Consider the following 17,895-nt stretch of genomic DNA (forward strand, 5'->3'; position numbering starts at 1 on the left):
GTTGACGCGGACGGTCGCATGAACGATTCCCTTGATCGCTATCACCGGCAGATGCTGCTGCCGGGCCTGGACCGGGCGGCGCAGCAGCGCCTGGCCGGCGCCACGGTCATGATCATGGGTTGCGGCGCGCTGGGCACCGTCGCGGCCGACGGCCTGGCCAGGGCCGGCGTCGGCCACCTGGTGATCGTCGACCGCGATTTCGTCGAGCTGACCAACCTGCAGCGCCAGGTGCTGTTCGATGAGCAGGATGTGGCCGACGCACTCCCCAAGGCCGAGGCGGCCAGGCGCAAGCTGGCGCGTATCAATTCTTCGGTAAAAGTCACGGCCGTGGTCGACGACCTGAATGCCGCCAGTTTTGCCCGCCACGCCGCCGGCGCGGACCTGCTGGTCGACGGCCTGGACAATTTTGAGGCGCGATACCTGGCCAATGACTACGCGGTGCGCGAAGGCCTGCCGTATTTCTATGCCGGCGCCGTCGGCACCGAGGGCATGGCGGCCACCATCCTGCCGGGGCAGACCCCGTGCCTGCGCTGCCTGTTTGGCCCGCCACCGCCACCAGGGCAGGGCGCCACCTGCGATACCGTGGGCGTGCTGGGCCCGGCCGTGTCCATCATCGCGGCGTTCCAGGTGGCCGAGGTGATCAAGTGGCTGGCCGGCGCCCACGAGCGCCTGCGGCGCGGCCTGCTGACGCTCGACCTGTGGGATAACCGCCTGCTTCAACTGGACGCGGCGGACGCACCGGACAGCGATTGTCCGTGTTGCAGCGGCCGTCGTTTCGACTATCTTGAAGGTGACGCCGGCGCTTCGGCCACCAGCCTGTGCGGCCGCGACGCGGTGCAGCTCAGGCCCCGACCGGCCGGGGCGGCCATCGACCTGGCCGCACTGGCCGGGCACCTGGGCAAGCATGGGCCTGTAAAGGTGAATGATTTCATGCTGCGCGCCGAGCTCGGCGACCGCGGCAAGGTGTTCGAACTGAGCCTGTTTCCGGACGGGCGCGCCATCATCAAGGGCACGGACGACGCCAGTGAGGCGCGCGCCGTCTACGCCAAGTACGTCGGGAGCTGATCCCGGCCAGGGAGGAGTGACATGCCAGCCGTCAGAGTACTCGCCGGAACCCGCAAGGGCCTGTTCATCCTGGAAAGCGACGATCGCGAGAACTGGTCGGTCTCCGGCCCGCATTTCGCCGGGTGGGAGGTCTACCACGCCAAGGGCTCGCCCGTGGACACCGACCGCATCTACGTGTCGCAGACCAGCAGCTGGTTCGGCCAGGTCATCCAGCGTTCCGACGACGGCGGCAAGACCTGGTTCACGCCCGGCTCGCAGGGCGGCGACCTGGTGGACGAGCAGGGCATGCCCACCGGCGAGAGCAACAAGTTCGTCTACGACGACAGCGATGAAACCGGCCGGCCTCTGACCACGCACCAACATTACGACGGCACCCAGAAGCCCTGGGTGTTCGCCCGGGTCTGGCACCTGGAGCCGTCGCTGGACGACCCCGATACCGTTTACGCGGGTGTCGAGGACGCCGCGCTGTTCAGGACCACCGACGGCGGTGCCAGCTGGCGAGAGCTGCCGGCGCTGCGCGGTCACGAATCCGGCCCCGGCTGGCAGCCCGGTGCGGGCGGTCTGTGCCTGCACACCATCGTTATCGACCCGCAGAACCCGCAAAGGCTGTTCACCGCCATTTCCGCCGCCGGTGCTTTCCGCAGCGAGGACGGCGGCGAGAGCTGGACGCCGATCAACCACGGCCTGGTCAGTGAGTACATTCCAGACCCCACCGCCGAGGTCGGCCACTGCGTGCACCGCATCGCCATTCACCCGACGAAGCCCGACACGCTGTTCATGCAAAAACACTGGGACGTGATGCGCTCGGACGATGGCGGCGAGAACTGGCGCGAGGTGAGCGGCGACCTGCCCAGCGATTTCGGCTTTCCCATTGCCGTGCACCCGCATGAGCCCGAGACCATTTACGTGGTGCCCATCAAGAGCGACTTCGAGCACTACCCGCCCGAGGGCAAGCTGCGCGTCTACCGCTCGCGCACCGGCGGCGAGGACTGGGAAGCGCTGACCGACGGCCTGCCGCAGGAAAACTGCTACGTGAACATCCTGCGCGACGCCATGGCCGTGGATGAGTGCGACGATGCCGGCATCTACTTCGGCACCACCGGCGGCCAGGTCTACGTCTCGCCCGACGGCGGTGACCACTGGCACGCCGCCGTGCGTGACCTGCCACCCGTGCTGTCGGTGGAAGTGCAGACGCTGAAATGAGGGTGGTTGTGTGAGCGACGAAACCGCCGCGGTGCGGGTGACCTTGCCGCACCACCTGCGCATGCTGTCCGGTGCCGGCGCAGAGGTCACACTGGACGTGTCACCACCGGTGAGCGTCGCTTCCGTGCTTGATGCGCTGGAGGCGCGCTACCCCATGCTGCGTGGCATGGTGCGCGAGCACGTGAGTGGCGAGCGGCGCGCCAAGGTACGCTTTTTCGCCTGTCGCCAGGATGTCACCCACCTGCCGCTGGACACGGCGCTGCCGGCCGCGGTGGCTAATGGCGATGAGCCATTGATGATTATTGCGGCGATATCCGGCGGGTAGTCTGGGCGGGTGATTTGCTTACAGCATTTCGAGATGAGTGCTTATGGGCAACTCGTTGGGCCTCGTCTACTCTTGGAATGAACCCGAGCGAAGGCACTAAACCGTGGACTTTGAAGACAACATCCCAGAAGGCACGCGGGCATTGCGTGCCGGGTGGTTCGACGACTATCGACCCGATGATGATGAAGATGCCTGGGAGGACGGCATCGACTTGGATGATACAGAAGACTGGGACTGGTAGAGCGCAGGTCCGTTTCTTGTCGTTGAGGTCATGACGAAGAAAAAGACTACATAGAACACAGTATTGATTAAATATACTGTGAGCGTATAATCATGGCTTCGATCAAGTACCACAGACGGGCGGTTAAGGGGCTCAGGTCCTTACCCATTCGCGATCGAAAGAAATTGCTGGTTGCCCTAGCCGATATCGCCGATGGTCGGACCAAGGGTAAAGACATCGTCAACCTGAAGGGGCGTGAAGGGTTTCGCTACCGCCAAGGTCGATATCGTGCGATCTACCGCCTGGATGACGTCGGCAATCAACTCATCATCATGGTCGTAATGGATGTCGGGCCTCGTGGAGGTATATACCAATGAACGCTGTCGTCAGTTATTTCACTACGCCAAATGGCGATGAAATGGCCATGCTGCCGCGTGCCGAGCTTGAGCGACTGACGGCTTTGGCCGAAGAGGCCGAGGACATTCGCGCGTTCGATGAAGCGACTGCAGCGCTGGATAGTGGCGAGGATGAACTGCTGCCCGCGGACTTCGTTGAAAGGCTCTTGAACGCGCACAGCCCTTTACGCGAATGGCGTAAGCATCGCGGAATGACCCAGGCAGCGTTGGCGAAGGCTTCCGGGGTCCGCCAGGCCACGATTTCGACGCTGGAATCCCGCGGTGCCAATAGCGAGCCGGCGTACAAAACGGTACGCGCGTTGGCGGGTGCGTTAGGGGTTGATCCGGAAGACCTGATCTGAAAAATGGTGGGCGATACTGGGATCGAACCAGTGACCTCTGCAATGTGACTGCGTTTTATACCCCTTTTAAATCAATCGTCTAACGCATATCTTGTTGTTTTATTTATAGACGTTTTCTTCAGTTAATTGCGGTTATAATGCCAAAGGATTTACAGCGGATTTACGAATAAACCCAATAGCTGGCAGAGTGGTGGCAAGTTGTACGTAAACCGAGTCACAGAATTCGAAGAATCAATTGCGGTTATTCTCGCTCAGTTGGCACACCACATTCACCCTAAAGTGGTTGCCACAATTCAAGAGAGGAATGAGGAGCAAAGGGAGTTCTTTGAATCTCTTTTTGGAGATCGGGTTCCTACCAAAGACTATTTGTTCCCAGGTTCAGCATGTGTATTTCCGGGAGTGAAACGTTACGTAAGTGGTGTAGGAAATAGGAGAAAGTACAACCCTGAATTTAAAGCGATTATTGATGACAACGTTTTTCCTCGTCACATCTGGTGCTTCCTAACGGGTGACAAAATTTACTCGGGTCCCTCATGGAAAGATCTGGGTCTTTCTGAATTCGAGCTTGCTCACGTGTTTTCACACAAGGAAAGTGAGCTAGGTACAGAACGTCAGTTCTTCAGAGAATTTGACGCCAAAATGTTGCCGTCTGGGGATTTTTCGTGTGCTTGCAATGTCGTGCTCTTACCAAAAGGCACGATACGGCCCACGGACAACTCCATGGTACTGAAAGCAGTCTTCTACAAGCGGTACATAGATCTGTACGGGGAGTCACCACTTCAAGGGCGTTCTGATTTTCGGCATGATCTGGTCCCGAGTTGGTATGAGCAATTGAGTTGGAACGATCCGTATCTTCCAGTTGATTGGGAGTCAAAGGTTGAGCGACTTTTGGATTACAGAACTCGAAGAATCACACGCTTAATGAATCAAGATGGCAGTCGTTAAGCCTCTCTTGGTCCCAACCTGCTCAGGCAGCACACACCTCATTTCATGAAAAAGCTACTTAGTCAGGGATTGGCAGAACGCTCCAAGCCCGATGATAAGCCCTACCAGATCCATGACACAGCAATCCCAGGATTGGTGCTTCGCGTACAGCCAACGGGGACCAAAGTTTGGAAGTTGATCCAGAAACGAAAGCCGCAAACTTTGGGAAGAATGCCCGTCATGACCTTTGCCATGGCGAAGGCTCAAGCCGAGAGAATTTTACGGGGCGAAGCAGATCAACCTAGTCGAGTACCAATGACGTTTGATTCGTTCCTGGAGAAGCATTATGAGCCGTTCGTTAGGGCTAACCATGCCAACCCAGATGACACCCTCAATCGTCTTTATCGTTTTAGGTTTGGCGAAAAGCTGTTGGAGGAGATAAAACTGGCGGACATTGAAACGTGGCGTACTAAACGGCAGCAGGATGGTCGGGCGGCAACGACGATTAATCGTGATACCGGTGCGTTAGGAGCGGCATTTTCGAAGGCAGTTGAGTGGGATTTATTGGGTGTGCATCCAATGGCCAAGTTCAAAGCCCTTCGGGTCGATAAACTCAGGAAGCCCCGGAGCCTGGGGCCGAATGAAGAGGCTGCTCTTTACGCAGCTCTCAGTGCTCGAGACGAATATAAGCGTACATCGCGTCAGTCAGCTAACAAGTGGCGGAAGGAGCGTAACTACCAAGCAATGCCCGATTTGGGAGCCTACTGCGACAGACTAACTCCGATGGTGATGCTGGCTATCAATACGGGATTGCGACGTGGAGAACTGTGGAACCTGAAATGGGGTGATGTGGATTTTCGCGAAAAAATGCTCACTGTTCATGGACTAGGCGCAAAGTCGGGGCAGACTCGTCACGTTCCACTCAATGCCGTAGCTTTTGAAACGATAAACATACATCGCGGAGAGGCCAATCCCGGTGCTAATGAGTTGGTGTTTGGGAAGCATGAGTTCATTAAGACCTGGAACCGTGTACTGAGAAAGGCCGGGATTCAGAACTTCCGGTTTCATGATCTTCGTCATACCTTCGCTTCCAAGCTGGTGTCGGCCGGTGTTCCACTAAACACAGTTAGAGAATTGATGGGCCACAGCAATCTTGAAATGACCCTGATCTACGCTCATTTGGCACCAGAAAACCTCCGTGACGCGGTGGACAAGATATGACCAGCCGATCACAGGAAATGATCAAGTGGATGGTCGAGAATGGTTACTCGCCCAAATTGGAGCGAGAAGCAATTGAGAGATTCATTGACGGCACTTTGAAGGAAGAGGTTGTCCGTCACGAAGATGCTTTACAGGTGGCGGTTCTGCTTGCTGCGTTAGTGCAAGGAACTAAAGCCGGTGATGATATGAATGTTGAGTTACGTCAAATACTGCAACTTCGTAAAGATAGTTCGGGAAAATTTAATTTTGATCCCAAAACGGAATACCCAGGGACTTTGGCCTACGAGATTGTGAAACAGCACCTTCGCGGCGAAATAAAGCGTGTTGAGGCCGTTGAAAGATTTGCGATGGAAGTATTCGGGGATAAATCGGATTTTCCTGACACTCGCACGATAGAGAGGTGGATAGATGTTATGAAGCCTCGAGTCGGGAAGGACCTTGAACGGCTTGATAGTGCGCTATCTTCGTGGGAACAACTCAAGAATCAGAGAACCAAAAATAGTGACAATTAATGGGGCTGGTTTTTGTCTTATTGAACGGTTAACAACATGAATAAATTGGTACTCCCAAGTACAGATTGGAGTATCAAAATGAAAGATCGTAAAACCCAAGATTTCACAGTTCAGGAAGCAAGTGCCTTTTTCAGGGTCACTCCCCCAACAATTTATGCATTGATCAATAAAGGTCAGCTTAAAAGCTACCTGGTTGGACGATCCAGAAGAATTACTTCGGAATCCGTTGAGCAGGTTCGTAAGGCAGGTCAGTGATAAACCCGGCAGCCGTAATGGCATACCGGGGTCAACTACTGATCAATTGGATGCTGATCAGTTTCGATCATAGCAATCTCGATATGTTTTTACGGCTGCCTCCATGCAAGGAGACAGCAAGATGTTCGAATTACAATCTATTGAAATTCAAAACCGGCAAATAGCCCCTTCTAAGGATATTTCTTCCTTTTGCGGGGCCGATGCTCAGAATCTCGACCAAACTCGAGAAGACAATCCAGTTAGCCGCAATTTGGCGCTAATTTCCCAAGGCAAACGATCAATGAGAGCTGCAATAAATGCAATGTGTGCTCATTGCGTTGGTTGTACTGCTAGTGATCAGGGTGAGGCGTTTGAAGACTGGATTGAGCCAGGGTTCCGAAAAGAAATCAGGCAATGTTCAGCCTTCCACTGTGCTTTGTGGGTATTTCGCCCTTTTCAGAGGAAAGAGTAATGAACCAGGACTATAAAATTAACTATGTGGATCTGGTTATCCATGCGGATATCCCATCTCCAACCATGAAGCATATCCTTTTGACGATCGCTGCTTTAGCGAACGAGAACGGCAAATGTCGGCCTAGTATTAGTCGGCTTGCAAAGCTGACAGGTTTCGACAAAAGAACGATTACTCGAAATCTTAGAAAGCTTGAGAATGGGGGCTGGCTGGATATTGACCGTGTGGGAACACAGTTTCATAGAGAAACGAGTTTCTACGAACTGAATCTATTAAAGCTCCAAACCGAAAAAAATTCAGTTCAAGGTAGGGGTTCTAAGCCCCTACCTGGGGCGCAGAGTCCCCACCTGGGCGGCACAGAGTCAGTCAATACTAAAGACACTAATAATGATGAAAATAGGAAATTTGAAAATAGCTATATTGAAATAGATAGTTTGTTTAGATGAAGGAGTAGTAAAGAGATTTAAGAGGGGTTGGTTCTATCTATGCTTACATTTAAATTTCTAGTACTTAAGATCTAAAACCCTGAGGCCAGAAATAAACCCAAGTTGGGAAAAGGCTAGCCAGTCGATTTACACATAATCGTGATTATGCGGCGAAGCGGACGGTGCCGAAGGCACTGCGAATAATCCGCGATTATGTTGAATCGATAGGCGGGTTAAGGCCATGGCGGGTGGCGTAAGTGAAGGCCAGATTTAGGAACCAGTTTTTACAGCCGGGGGGGGGGGAGGTTTGAACTTGGTTCTTGGATTTCGAAGTTACTAAACCCGTAGGTAGGTTTGTAAATCTCTGTGACCCACCATGATAAATTGTCAGGTCCGGGTTTTTACGACTCGACTTATGTAATCCGAAGCTTTTCGCCTTACGTATTCATTTCCGAGTTCGGCAGCCTTGCGTAGCCAGTTGAGCGCCTCCGATTGGCTCTGATTTACACCCAAGCCTTCATAATAGGCTTTGCCAAGTTTAAATTGGGCCGCTGCAAATCCTTGGTCAGCGGCCTTCCGAAACCACCTAGCGGCGAGCTCGTAGTCCTGGGAGTCGTCAAAAGGGATCGAGTAGTGAACACCGAGAAAATACTGAGCATTGGCTAGGCCCATCTCCGCCGCTCTCTCCATTGTGGCCAATGCCGCTGTGGAGTCTCTGGAATCGAGTGATCTTGCAAGTTCATACAACCTCATTGGATCTTCTTCTTCGGCAGCCTGTCGCTGTAGCTCCTCAATCGGAACCTCTTCTTCTCTCTTGCGTGGGCGTTTCTCAGCAGCACGAACTCCTGCGCCAACAATGAAGGCACCAGCTAATACTCCGCCCCATCGGATGATCCACCACAATATGAGGAATCCAATGACGGCAAAGAAGCTTTCGGGCTGGACGACTCCAAATGCAATGGTTCCAGAGATGATCCACCAGACGACAGCGGCAATTTGCATCATTGTAATTTCCTCCTGCTCAATTTTAAGTCTGGATCAGTCGGTTCAAGCGTGGTCGCCTCCTTGGACGCTCCAATCTGATGGTTAGTTGTTATCACCAAGAGAGGCCCTACAGGGGCCCAGAATCGCGTTGCTTCAATTCCGGCCACACTATTCGCTCAATCCTCTTCTATCGCCTCCGGCGGCGTTTGGTACATCGTCAGTGACTTCACGACACCAAAGTATGGCTGCTGGTAATTCATCGCCTCGTTTCTAGTATCAGCACTTCCCCGTGGTTGATGTGTACCATTTTTCAAAAAAGCTCCTTCTACAGAGAGGTGCTTCGACTATTACAAATTGGCTCGAACTGATGCCTTCAGTACCTAATTAAAACATTCTCGTATAACCTTCGTAACCAGCTAATGTTGATGATATTTTGGAATCTAGATTTGCGATTATGTTGAATCGACTGGCGGGTCATGTGGATCAACTTTGTAATTGAAAGTCGGCGAAAAGAACTGATTGGATAAACTTATGGAGCAAAGGGGCGGGCAATGCTCCTTTGTGATGGCGTATTTTTCAATGACTACTTCCCAAGTTTGTTGGGTTAACTTTGACTGCCCCGAATAATTCTATCGTTCAATTACGATTTGTATTTCGATCTTGATTTCAACTGGATTTAAAGGTGGCTCATCTTGATCTTATTCATGTTGAGGTGTGGAAATGACAACTCAATGGACTGTTTAGAATTTGTGTTTGAGTCAAGAATTAGAGCTGAGTGGATGAAAGAAAAGTTGAGTTACTAATAGATGTCTGGCCCAAAAATCTCAGAATCTCAAATCATTGGGAACAAGGGGTATCAAGCATTCATTGCGAATCGCCCAGAGACCTGGATTGTGCAAGATATGTCCGGGGATTCAGATTTTGGCTATGACATATTTCTTCAATATTATGAAGATGGAAGGATGAAGCTCCCGTTCCATGCCCAATTAAAGTCGAGCACAAAATGTTCGAAGTTGCATGGAGATGGTGCCTACTACTCAGAGTCCCTTTATGGAAGCACGCTAAATTACTTTCGCAAATCAGGTTGGCCAATTCTGCTCATCTATGCCGATTTAAGCGATAACGTTCCAGCTAAAGATTCGAAAGTTTTTTATTCGTGGATTCATGAAGAATTCGAAGAAAAACTGGATGGAAAATCAGAGTTTAAAGATGAGAGTTCGTACACATTTCGTATTCCGGTATCTAATCAGCTGACTCCAGAAACAGATATTTCCAGTTTCGCTACCAGACAAGTTAGTACCAACATCGCAGTTGCAAAGCTAATAAAAATTTCAAAGCAGAAGCTTGGCAGTGAGAACCCAAATCAGGAAGGACAGTTTTTTAGTGGTCTAGCGATACTTGCTCAGCGGTTAGAGGGCTCAACAATCGCTCAGATTGCTAACGAAGAAATCCCGGATCTCGTCCAGAAAGAAGCTTTCGCTTCGGAGCTTCATGAAATCAAGAGCTCGATTGACAATGGCCGCCCTGATCGGGCATTGGAGCAAATCGAACACTTGGAGTTAGAAACAGAAGGGGGTGCAGAAGCACTAAAAGCGCGTATTCAGTTTCTAAAAGGCAGAGCATTTGCATTTAAAGGAATCGAGGAAGCAGCTCTCGCTTGTTATCAAATGGCCTTAAGTTTTGATGTCACAAACGAGCAATATGCGGTTGCTGTTTACGAGTCAGAAATACGGGCTTCTGGGGACCCAATTAACGATGGAACAATATGTCGAATTTTGGAGGATCTAGAGGGCACTAATTCTGGAAAGCTTGCTTTGTTGAAGGCACGGCTTTTGGCTAGCAAGGATAGGTTTGAAGAAGCACATTCGATATTAGGTGAATCTTCATGTGGGGAAACTGTTGTAACAAGAGGGATTGTTTGTTTTCAGGAGGGCAATTATTCGGAATCAGCTCGCATTCTTAATCGGGCTATAGCTGATGGTTATCTCTCAGAAAGACAACAGTTGTTGGCAGAAATTTTTAGGTTGAAATCGACCGCTTATGAATTATTCGGAGAATATTATCAGGTATTAAAGCTAGGAAAATTTGACAAAAGCCTACAAAAGGCTGAAGCAAGAGAGCTTTGGGGATGGTTGGTTCATTGTTTGCAACATTTGGAGCAGTCCGGTTGGCCGCCTAACAGTGAACTTGTAGTTGAGGTGCTTGCGAACATTTCGTCTGTAACTGCAAATCAGGCAGAAGCTCATACCTGGATATCAAGAATAAGGGACAGCCGGGGTGAGTCTGACCAGACAAATTCTGCATTAGCGCAAATTTCGTTTGAGCTGGGGCGGTTTGATGACGCAATTAAATTGCTCAAGAGCTTACCTCCCAACCGTATGCGAGCCTATAACTTGGCAGTGTGCTTTTACCAGGTAGGGGATCACACAAATCTAGTTGACATTGTAAAGAATGAAATATCAAACCAATTAGTAGAAGACTCTGATTTGCATGGTGGAGCGCTATGCGTTGGTGCTCTCGCGGCCCATAAGCTTTTTGAAGTTACTGATGAGCAAGAATTTGTTCATGAACTTCGTAAAGAAAACGATTGGCGTGAATACTTGCAACTATATGAGGCATTCAAGCGGATTGAGGATTCGCCACTAGAAAGGCACTCGATTCTTGTCGAATTGTGGGATGCGTACCAATTAGATAGAAGTGCATCAAGAATTGAAGAAAGCCTTTTGGCGAATCTCGATGCATCGCAAAAAGATCAAGCAGAAAAAATAATCCAAATCATTGCTTCTATAAAGGAAAGGAGGCATTTGCAGGAATTTGATGTTGTTAAATGGACACAGGCTTTAATCGAACTGGATCAGCTCGATGAGCTTTTGAAGGTAACTAGTCAAGCTATTTTAGATTTTGAAAAAAGCCTACATCTTCGCGCCATCCATGCGGTTGCTCTAGATCTTTCAGGTCAATCAATTCTGGCTCAAAAACTACTGGAAGACGTGCTGGCTTCGGATTTTTCTCCTGCATTCGTTCTAGAAGCCTATTCCTCGATTGCATATAGGTTTGGCGATACAGACCTTGCGCTAAAGACACTTAAAAGCCTGATTGAATCTACTTCAGATCCTCTTCAGAAAATTTATCTACTAAGGAATCGCTTCAATTTAGAACTGTTTTTGGGGGCAGGCAGTTCAAAATTAACAAGAATTGCTCTGAAAATTGGCGAGTTGGTTGATCCGAAGGATGAAGCCCAGGAGTCAATTTTTCTTCAGCTCTATTTGATGTCTGGCGTGACACGTGACGAAGAAGGCCAAAGCGTTGGGGCTGAGGCTTTTCAATCTCGATTGAGACAGTTTACTGAACGGTTTCCTGACTCTAAATCGCTGAGGTCCGCTGAAATGGACTTAGGCCCATCAGCCCCTAACATTGTTGAGCAGATCAACAGCGCAATCGGTCGGTCCGGAAGTTTTCAAAAGCTGAAGGAAAAATCTGCTCGTGAGTTGAGGTTTGGAGTGAAACTAGTTCCATTCATTGCAAGGCCAAGCGACTTTTTGTTCGAAATACCAGATGTGCTCTATTTATGGGAAGTAAGCAAGTACTCAAGTAAGGATGCAATTGAATATCACGTGCAAAACAGACTTGGGCTGGATAAGAACGAGATTGAATCAAAAAGTGTTGCCGGGGTGCCCTTACTCGATTTGCTAACGCTCATTATTGCTTTTGATCTAGGGGTTTTGGGGTTGATATTCGAGCTTTTCAGGAAAGTGGCAATTTCTAAAGCGACGATAATGTATTTGAGGCATTTGTCTCATCCCGTTTTCGGGAGTCAACTTTCTGAAAAATCTAAGGCAATAAGTGAAGAACTATTCAAACATCTAGTTCAGATTGACCAACCTTCGTCTTTGGCTGCTAAGGCCGGCATTGACGGGAACGTCGGCTATAACCTCCTTCAGGATGCCAAGGAACTCGTGAGTAGGCATGGCTACAGCTATATCTGCGAAGATGCTTTAGCAAGAATTTGGGTTTGTGAAGGAATTGATGGCAGTGTTTCATTCGATATTTCTGACATCCTGGTTTGGTGCTCAACAGAAAGGTTGGTTTCAGAAATAGAGCATGCTCAGTACATCGCAACACTTGCAAATTGGAATTTACGTGGGCTCTTATGCCGAGATAAAGAAGTGGTCGCTTTGGTTGGTGGTGCCCTAGCTGATTGGGATGGTCAATCGCGAGCCGAAGAACTCTTAATGTCAGATTCCTATTTTGTGAAAATGACAAATGCAATTTGGGACTTTACGCAACCTGCAGCATCGATTTTTGGCAGTGCGGCAAGATTGGGGAAAGAGCTGGCATCGCAAACTGGAATTGTTGATGGAGTCCTGGGCGCTTTTAATTCGGTATTTGTTGCAAAAGCAATTGTAAGACCTGACTCTAGATTCAGTGCGGTAGAGGCTGCATCGATGTTATTGATTTTGCAATGCCAAGGGCTCACTGCAGGAGATCCAGAGGTTAAGAAAATATGGAATGCATTTTCTTACGTGGTTGAGAGGGAGTTTGGCGAACGGATGGACCAGAACAAGTGGGAATCAGCAATTCGTGGTGTTGGCGGTATGATCGCTAAAGTGCAAGTTGGGAAACTGGATATAAGTTCACTTGAGGCCAGTGCGGCCGAAACGATTTTTGAAGTTGTTAAGTCGGGATTCACGAGTGACACGCATGACTATGAGTTACTAACTAAAGCATATACAGATGCTGTTACATATTATGTGCTCAATAACAGTGATGAAACTGTGCCGACATAAAATGCATTAGTACAAGGTTTTTGGAAAAGTGTGATTCTAAATTAGGGGTTCGATGTGCAGTCAAAGGTAACCGAAGAATCAAATGAACTTACGTATGACAAGTTCTTTAACAAACAACGAAGGGTAAGTATTCCACTTTTCCAAAGGCGCTATGTCTGGTCTAAAAAAAATCTAGACCAACTTTTAGATGACATATCGGCAATTCAAGATTCTCAGGACTCCGCTCGGTTCTTGGGAACTGTTGTCGCCGTTTCCCGACCGGGTTCATTCGGTGACTACGAAGAAGTTGAAGTTGTAGACGGCCAACAAAGACTCACAACTGTCTATCTATTCTTGGCGGCAATATCTGAGGTGCTCTGCGGCCTTAAAGCATACAAAGATGCAGAACGAATCGTTACTCGTTTTCTTATTTTCCAGGAAAGGGATCTCGAGCATACGACCACATTATTCCCCTCTCTCGAAGATCGAAACGAATTCCAGTACATCATGCAAATTTTGCGCGGAATTGCTGGGCTGTCTGAAGAACTGGACCCATTCGAGATTCGCCCTCCTTCAGTTGAAGGATTAGAGCCTCCGGAGTCAAGGCAGGAAATGCTAGCCCAATATTTCAGAATTCGACGACTCCTAAATGGGATGGTCGAAGATCTGGAAAGTGAGCAGGCTGCGATTGAGGAATTGAAGTCACTTACAGAAATCGTAACTACTCGTTTGACTTTTATATTTCTTAAATTGAGAGACCCTGCCAGCGCCCCTCTTATTTTTGAGAGTTTGAACGAAAAGGGTGTGAAAACGACCATTGGGGATTTGGTTCGAAATGAGATCTTTTCAAAAGTCTATGATGAACCGGCGAGGGCAAAATCGGTTTACTCCAACAACTGGCAACCTTTCTTCTCACGATTTAGTGGAAGCTTTGACGACTACCTTTTTCCGTACTGTCTCTGCCACGATCATACGGTCGCCAAATCAGATTGTTTTCAGGAGCTTCGAAAGCTTTGGAAGGATTTGGATGAGCCAGACGATGTCATAGCTGACTTGTCAAAGTACGCGGAAACGTTTCTGGCGCTTGAGCTAAGAAAAGAGGGTGTCCTTAACGAATGCCTTGATATTCGAGATGCTCTATACCGATTTCATGATGCAAATGTGCCTTCATCGGTTTTCCCGTTTGTGTTTTCTTGTGTAAAAGCGTTTCAAGAGAGTAAATGTTCCAAAGAAGACTTATTGGAAACTCTAAAAATTATCGAATCCTTTTTGATTAGAAGGGCCGTTTGTGGAATTGAGCCCACAGGGCTTCATGCTGTTTTTAAGACGTTGTGGTCTGACATCGGACGCAATGTTTCCCCTACAGAAGCTGCGAAAAAATTGAAATCGATTACCACTCAGGTATGGCCTGAAGATAGCGATGTTATTCATAGTGTGAAAACACGACCGCTATATAGATCGAGGGTGATTAGGTTTCTGCTTCACGAACTTGAGGTTTCTGATGGTGCAGACATGGCAGGGCTCGATTTTGAAATTGAGCACGTTATGCCACAGGCATTGACCAGTGAATGGAAAAACGAAACCGGGATAACGGAAGAGGAGCATGAAAGGTTAAAAGATACTCTGGGTAATCTGGTCACATTGTCCCAGCCCCTCAATCAGAAAGTTCGGCAATCTGTGTTTTCGAAGAAGAGACAGGAGTATCGGTTGAAATCAAAATTTGCATTGGCGAGATCGGTGGCCGATACCCATAACGAATGGACAAAAAGAACCATTGAAGTGCGTAATGAGCAAATCGGACTTTGGATTAATCAGACTTGGGCAAGAGATTGATTGTTGCTATGTGCGAGATTTTGACGGTAGGGCGAATAACTAGAGTGTTCTGAAATTAGTCGTTAGCTTTTGTGATGAGAGACAAAATTTCGGTAGGTTGTCTGCATCCAAAGTCTTAGTTCCGGGTTCCAGTCTCAATTATCGTGTGCCTTTGTGGCCAATGCTTAAGTGCAACATTTCCTTGTGCGAATCAAGCATGAGTACAGCACTTAGTTATTACTGTAACGAAATCAAGCTTTAGTCAGTTTGTAGCAAGTAACTATAAAGTAATTCGAGAGCCAAAATTTACAAGCCCACTAGTACTTTGTGGTTCGAACTGATAACGAAATTTACTTGATCGTTTTCAAGCACGAATATTCTAATTGGCATTCAAATTTAACCAGATCGAATATGACTTCCTGCTACCTGGAATTCGCACGAATGTGAAGATGAATCCGCCTATTGGGATTTACCATGGATTTACGACCCGACCTCAAGGGTGAGGCAGTCTTTGTAAGCTTTTGATTTTAATGGTGGGCGATACTGGGATCGAACCAGTGACCTCTGCAATGTGACTGCAGCGCTCTCCCAGCTGAGCTAATCGCCCTTCCAGCGGGCCGCATAAGGTACTTATTTGCGGCTCGGGAGTCAATCTTTTTCGGTGGGTTTCTCCACGGCGAATTGGGCCTTGACGCGGTCCCAGGAATCAAATGCCGCCTCGCGGCTGTCGTAGGCGAACAGGCCGCCGATGGTGCAGCGGTCGCCGGCCACCGTGATCGTGTCCATTCGCCCGCCACAGAGTTCCCAGTCGTTGCCGCCGATCGCGGCCACGGACGAAGTTCCGATGCCATCGCAGCGTCGATTGGTGACCGCGACGAAGTACTCATTCATTCGGCGCGAATCGATGCTGACGACACTGTCGGGGTCCAGGGTGCCGTATCCGTTGATGTCGCTGTTGTTGACGCAGGCGCGGCCGTCCTGGCCTGTTTCGGCCTTGAACGCGGCCAGGTAGTCGCTGGATGTGGGTTTCGAGGGCTGGTTCGTGCAGGCGCTGATGAGCGTGGCCGCGAACAACACGATGAACGTCTTCACTGAGTTCATGTCGGGGCTCCCGTCGGTGAACAGGCCCACCATTGTAGCAAGTGCCGGGTTTGCCGGTCCCGGGCGCATCTGGCAGGATGCGGGTATCCCTTGGCAGCCCGGTGGCCCGACGTGAGCACCGAATACCAAAGCTTCAGCGAGTTCTACCCGTTCTACCTGTCCGAGCATGAAAACCGCACCTGCCGGCGCCTGCATTTTGTCGGCACCAGCCTGGGCCTGTGCTGGTTCGTGGCGGCCGTTGTGCTGTTGAACCCCTGGTGCCTGCTCGGTGGCCTGGTGACCGGGTACGCCTTCGCCTGGGTCGGGCATTTCTTTTTCGAACACAACCGGCCTGCCACGTTTTCGCACCCGCTCTACAGCTTTGCCGGCGACTGGGTCATGTGGAAGGACATCCTGACCGGTCGCATCCGGTTCTGAGCGGCGCCGTTGCGAGCACTCAACCCCGAACGTGAGCAGGAGCAGGCGCGCGCGCTGGCGCGGATGAAGCGCGTGCCGCTGCTGTTGCTGTTGCTGATGGCGGCCCTGTTTGTCTTCACCCTGGGCCATCCCGCGCCGTGGGCGCCGTGGGTGCACGCGTTCGCCGAGGCGGGCATGGTGGGCGCGCTGGCGGACTGGTTCGCGGTGGTGGCGCTGTTCCGTCACCCGCTGGGCCTGCCGATTCCGCATACCGCGATCATTCCCCGGCGCAAGGATGAGCTGGGCGGGTCGATGTCGCGGTTCGTGGCCGACCATTTCCTCGAGCCCGGCGCCGTGCGCGCCAAGTTGCAGACCATCGACCTGGCCGGCTACACGGTCAGCTGGCTGAAGGGGCCGGGGGGGCAGGCCAAGGTGGTCGATTTTGCCGAGGCGCTGATCCGCTGGGCGCTGGATGCCCTTGACGAGCAGCGCGTGCGGAAATTCCTGGGCCGCCTGAGCCGTCGCCAGCTGGAAAAGGTCGACCTGGCGCCGCTACTGGGCCATACCCTGGATTGGCTGGTCCGTGGCGGCCGCCACCAGGACATGTTCACCCAGGTGTTGCGCCAGGCCATCGTGCTGCTCGATGAGCACCGCGACGCCATCCGCGGCAAGGTGCAGGAAGAGAGCCCCTGGTGGATTCCCGGTTTCGTCGATGACCGCATCCTGCGCAAGATGCTGGAGCGCATCGAGGCGCGCCTGTACGAGATCAGCCTGGACCCGGAGCATTCGATGCGCGTGCAGTTTGACCGCTGGGTAGGGCAGTTTGCCGAAGACCTGAAGACCTCGCCCGAGCACCGGGCCACCGGCGAACGTATCAAGCAGCAGCTGCTGGATAACAACGAGCTGCAGGACTACCTGTACCGGCTCTGGGCCGACCTGGCGGGGCGCCTGGAGGCGGACCTTGACGCCGACGAGTCGAAGGTGCGCGCCGAGATCGGCGGTTGGGTCGAGCGCCTGGCCGGCGAACTGGAGCGGGACCCGGACATCCAGGCGTGGATGAACGAGTGGCTGACCGAAACCGTGGTCACCCTGGTCAACAGCAACCGCGGCCAGATCGCCAGCCTGATCTCCGACACCGTGCAGACCTGGGATGGCCGCGACACCAGCCGCCGCGTGGAACTCGCGCTGGGGCGCGACCTGCAGTTCATCCGCATCAACGGCACGCTGGTGGGCGGGCTCGTCGGCCTCCTCATCCACGCTTTCGCGGGGTCGGTGGGGGGTTGGTGAATCGTGGGGCACGCTCGGGTACGTCCCTGTAACGCTCGGATGCGGCCATCCCTGGCCGCATACGGCCCCACGCTTCACCAACCCCCCACCGACCTCGGGAAGCATGAACCTCGAACCCGGGGATGATTCCGAGGTGGTGGCCGCCTGAAGTGCTTCCAGTCGCGGTGGTGGTGGGGTCCCTGCAGGACCGT

The 17,895-nt window shown here is 51.3% G+C and carries 18 protein-coding genes and 1 tRNA gene; 16 read left to right on the forward strand and 3 right to left on the reverse strand.

The window, feature by feature from the left end; translation table 11 throughout:
* The first annotated feature begins 18 nt into the window (after positions 1 to 18).
* The 12 genes from F3N42_RS13345 (at position 19) to F3N42_RS13385 (ending at position 7,379) form a co-directional block, all read left to right on the forward strand.
* Positions 19 to 1,065, forward strand: coding sequence for a ThiF family adenylyltransferase (locus F3N42_RS13345; RefSeq protein WP_150864983.1), 1,047 nt, complete (start codon positions 19 to 21; stop codon positions 1,063 to 1,065).
* Positions 1,066 to 1,086: 21 nt separating this feature from the next.
* On the forward strand, positions 1,087 to 2,268 hold the full coding sequence (locus tag F3N42_RS13350; protein ID WP_150864984.1) for a WD40/YVTN/BNR-like repeat-containing protein: 1,182 nt from the start codon (positions 1,087 to 1,089) through the stop codon (positions 2,266 to 2,268).
* A 10-nt stretch (positions 2,269 to 2,278) separates the two neighbouring features.
* Positions 2,279 to 2,593 (forward strand): MoaD/ThiS family protein, encoded by a 315-nt coding sequence (locus tag F3N42_RS13355; protein ID WP_224784934.1) that lies wholly within the window; start codon positions 2,279 to 2,281, stop codon positions 2,591 to 2,593.
* A gap of 103 nt (positions 2,594 to 2,696) precedes the next feature.
* Positions 2,697 to 2,834 (forward strand): hypothetical protein, encoded by a 138-nt coding sequence (locus F3N42_RS15650; RefSeq protein ID WP_191621420.1) that lies wholly within the window; start codon positions 2,697 to 2,699, stop codon positions 2,832 to 2,834.
* Between the two features lie 92 nt (positions 2,835 to 2,926).
* Positions 2,927 to 3,190 (forward strand): type II toxin-antitoxin system RelE family toxin, encoded by a 264-nt coding sequence (locus tag F3N42_RS13360; protein ID WP_150864985.1) that lies wholly within the window; start codon positions 2,927 to 2,929, stop codon positions 3,188 to 3,190.
* Complete coding sequence (locus F3N42_RS13365; protein WP_150864986.1) at positions 3,187 to 3,570, forward strand: helix-turn-helix transcriptional regulator; 384 nt, start codon at positions 3,187 to 3,189, stop codon at positions 3,568 to 3,570. The genes F3N42_RS13360 and F3N42_RS13365 overlap by 4 nt, the downstream gene beginning before the upstream one ends.
* Positions 3,571 to 3,768: 198 nt before the next feature.
* A complete protein-coding gene (locus F3N42_RS15655) occupies positions 3,769 to 4,515 on the forward strand; it encodes a hypothetical protein (protein WP_191621421.1) in 747 nt (248 codons plus the stop codon).
* A gap of 45 nt (positions 4,516 to 4,560) precedes the next feature.
* Complete coding sequence (locus F3N42_RS13370) at positions 4,561 to 5,715, forward strand: tyrosine-type recombinase/integrase (RefSeq protein ID WP_150864987.1); 1,155 nt, start codon at positions 4,561 to 4,563, stop codon at positions 5,713 to 5,715.
* Positions 5,712 to 6,227, forward strand: a complete 516-nt coding sequence (locus tag F3N42_RS13375; RefSeq protein WP_150864988.1) for a hypothetical protein — start codon at positions 5,712 to 5,714, stop codon at positions 6,225 to 6,227. Before F3N42_RS13370 ends, F3N42_RS13375 begins: the two co-directional genes overlap by 4 nt.
* 78 nt (positions 6,228 to 6,305) lie before the next feature.
* Positions 6,306 to 6,482: a helix-turn-helix domain-containing protein gene (locus F3N42_RS13380; protein WP_191621422.1), complete on the forward strand. Its 177-nt coding sequence runs from the start codon at positions 6,306 to 6,308 to the stop codon at positions 6,480 to 6,482.
* A gap of 121 nt (positions 6,483 to 6,603) precedes the next feature.
* Positions 6,604 to 6,933 (forward strand): hypothetical protein, encoded by a 330-nt coding sequence (locus F3N42_RS15660; RefSeq protein ID WP_191621423.1) that lies wholly within the window; start codon positions 6,604 to 6,606, stop codon positions 6,931 to 6,933.
* On the forward strand, positions 6,933 to 7,379 hold the full coding sequence (locus tag F3N42_RS13385; RefSeq protein ID WP_191621424.1) for a helix-turn-helix domain-containing protein: 447 nt from the start codon (positions 6,933 to 6,935) through the stop codon (positions 7,377 to 7,379). The genes F3N42_RS15660 and F3N42_RS13385 overlap by 1 nt, the downstream gene beginning before the upstream one ends.
* A gap of 366 nt (positions 7,380 to 7,745) precedes the next feature.
* Here the strand turns inward: F3N42_RS13385 and F3N42_RS15810 are convergent, their stop codons facing one another.
* Positions 7,746 to 8,363, reverse strand: a complete 618-nt coding sequence (locus F3N42_RS15810) for a tetratricopeptide repeat protein (protein WP_150864991.1) — start codon at positions 8,361 to 8,363, stop codon at positions 7,746 to 7,748.
* 785 nt (positions 8,364 to 9,148) lie between these two features.
* On the opposite strand from F3N42_RS15810, the gene F3N42_RS13395 reads away from it, so the two are divergent.
* Positions 9,149 to 13,129: a DUF4365 domain-containing protein gene (locus F3N42_RS13395; protein ID WP_150864992.1), complete on the forward strand. Its 3,981-nt coding sequence runs from the start codon at positions 9,149 to 9,151 to the stop codon at positions 13,127 to 13,129.
* 54 nt (positions 13,130 to 13,183) lie between these two features.
* The gene (locus F3N42_RS13400; RefSeq protein WP_150864993.1) at positions 13,184 to 14,941 is read left to right on the forward strand and encodes a DUF262 domain-containing protein; all 1,758 of its coding nucleotides are present in this window, start codon (positions 13,184 to 13,186) and stop codon (positions 14,939 to 14,941) included.
* Between the two features lie 510 nt (positions 14,942 to 15,451).
* Here F3N42_RS13400 and F3N42_RS13405 read toward each other — a convergent pair.
* Positions 15,452 to 15,527 (reverse strand) — tRNA-Val (locus tag F3N42_RS13405).
* Positions 15,528 to 15,568: 41 nt separating this feature from the next.
* Positions 15,569 to 16,021, reverse strand: coding sequence for a DUF6491 family protein (locus tag F3N42_RS13410; RefSeq protein ID WP_150864994.1), 453 nt, complete (start codon positions 16,019 to 16,021; stop codon positions 15,569 to 15,571).
* A gap of 111 nt (positions 16,022 to 16,132) precedes the next feature.
* On the opposite strand from F3N42_RS13410, the gene F3N42_RS13415 reads away from it, so the two are divergent.
* Together F3N42_RS13415 and F3N42_RS13420 are read left to right on the forward strand one after the other, a co-directional pair.
* Positions 16,133 to 16,438 (forward strand): DUF962 domain-containing protein, encoded by a 306-nt coding sequence (locus F3N42_RS13415; RefSeq protein WP_224784935.1) that lies wholly within the window; start codon positions 16,133 to 16,135, stop codon positions 16,436 to 16,438.
* A 9-nt stretch (positions 16,439 to 16,447) separates the two neighbouring features.
* Positions 16,448 to 17,704, forward strand: a complete 1,257-nt coding sequence (locus tag F3N42_RS13420) for a DUF445 domain-containing protein (protein WP_150864996.1) — start codon at positions 16,448 to 16,450, stop codon at positions 17,702 to 17,704.
* Positions 17,705 to 17,895: the final 191 nt, after the last annotated feature.

The organism is Marinihelvus fidelis, assembly GCF_008725655.1.
Lineage (GTDB): Bacteria > Pseudomonadota > Gammaproteobacteria > Xanthomonadales > SZUA-36 > Marinihelvus > Marinihelvus fidelis.

Coding starts and splice junctions, on each gene's coding strand:
- F3N42_RS13365 (WP_150864986.1), top strand. CDS start 3,187: ATGAACGCTGTCGTCAGTTATTTCACTACGCCAAATGGCGATGAAATG.
- F3N42_RS13385 (WP_191621424.1), top strand. CDS start 6,933: ATGAACCAGGACTATAAAATTAACTATGTGGATCTGGTTATCCATGCG.
- F3N42_RS13395 (WP_150864992.1), top strand. CDS start 9,149: ATGTCTGGCCCAAAAATCTCAGAATCTCAAATCATTGGGAACAAGGGG.
- F3N42_RS15660 (WP_191621423.1), top strand. CDS start 6,604: ATGTTCGAATTACAATCTATTGAAATTCAAAACCGGCAAATAGCCCCT.
- F3N42_RS15810 (WP_150864991.1), bottom strand. CDS start 8,363: ATGATGCAAATTGCCGCTGTCGTCTGGTGGATCATCTCTGGAACCATT.
- F3N42_RS13350 (WP_150864984.1), top strand. CDS start 1,087: ATGCCAGCCGTCAGAGTACTCGCCGGAACCCGCAAGGGCCTGTTCATC.
- F3N42_RS13345 (WP_150864983.1), top strand. CDS start 19: ATGAACGATTCCCTTGATCGCTATCACCGGCAGATGCTGCTGCCGGGC.
- F3N42_RS13375 (WP_150864988.1), top strand. CDS start 5,712: ATGACCAGCCGATCACAGGAAATGATCAAGTGGATGGTCGAGAATGGT.
- F3N42_RS13370 (WP_150864987.1), top strand. CDS start 4,561: ATGAAAAAGCTACTTAGTCAGGGATTGGCAGAACGCTCCAAGCCCGAT.
- F3N42_RS13410 (WP_150864994.1), bottom strand. CDS start 16,021: ATGAACTCAGTGAAGACGTTCATCGTGTTGTTCGCGGCCACGCTCATC.
- F3N42_RS13380 (WP_191621422.1), top strand. CDS start 6,306: ATGAAAGATCGTAAAACCCAAGATTTCACAGTTCAGGAAGCAAGTGCC.
- F3N42_RS13360 (WP_150864985.1), top strand. CDS start 2,927: ATGGCTTCGATCAAGTACCACAGACGGGCGGTTAAGGGGCTCAGGTCC.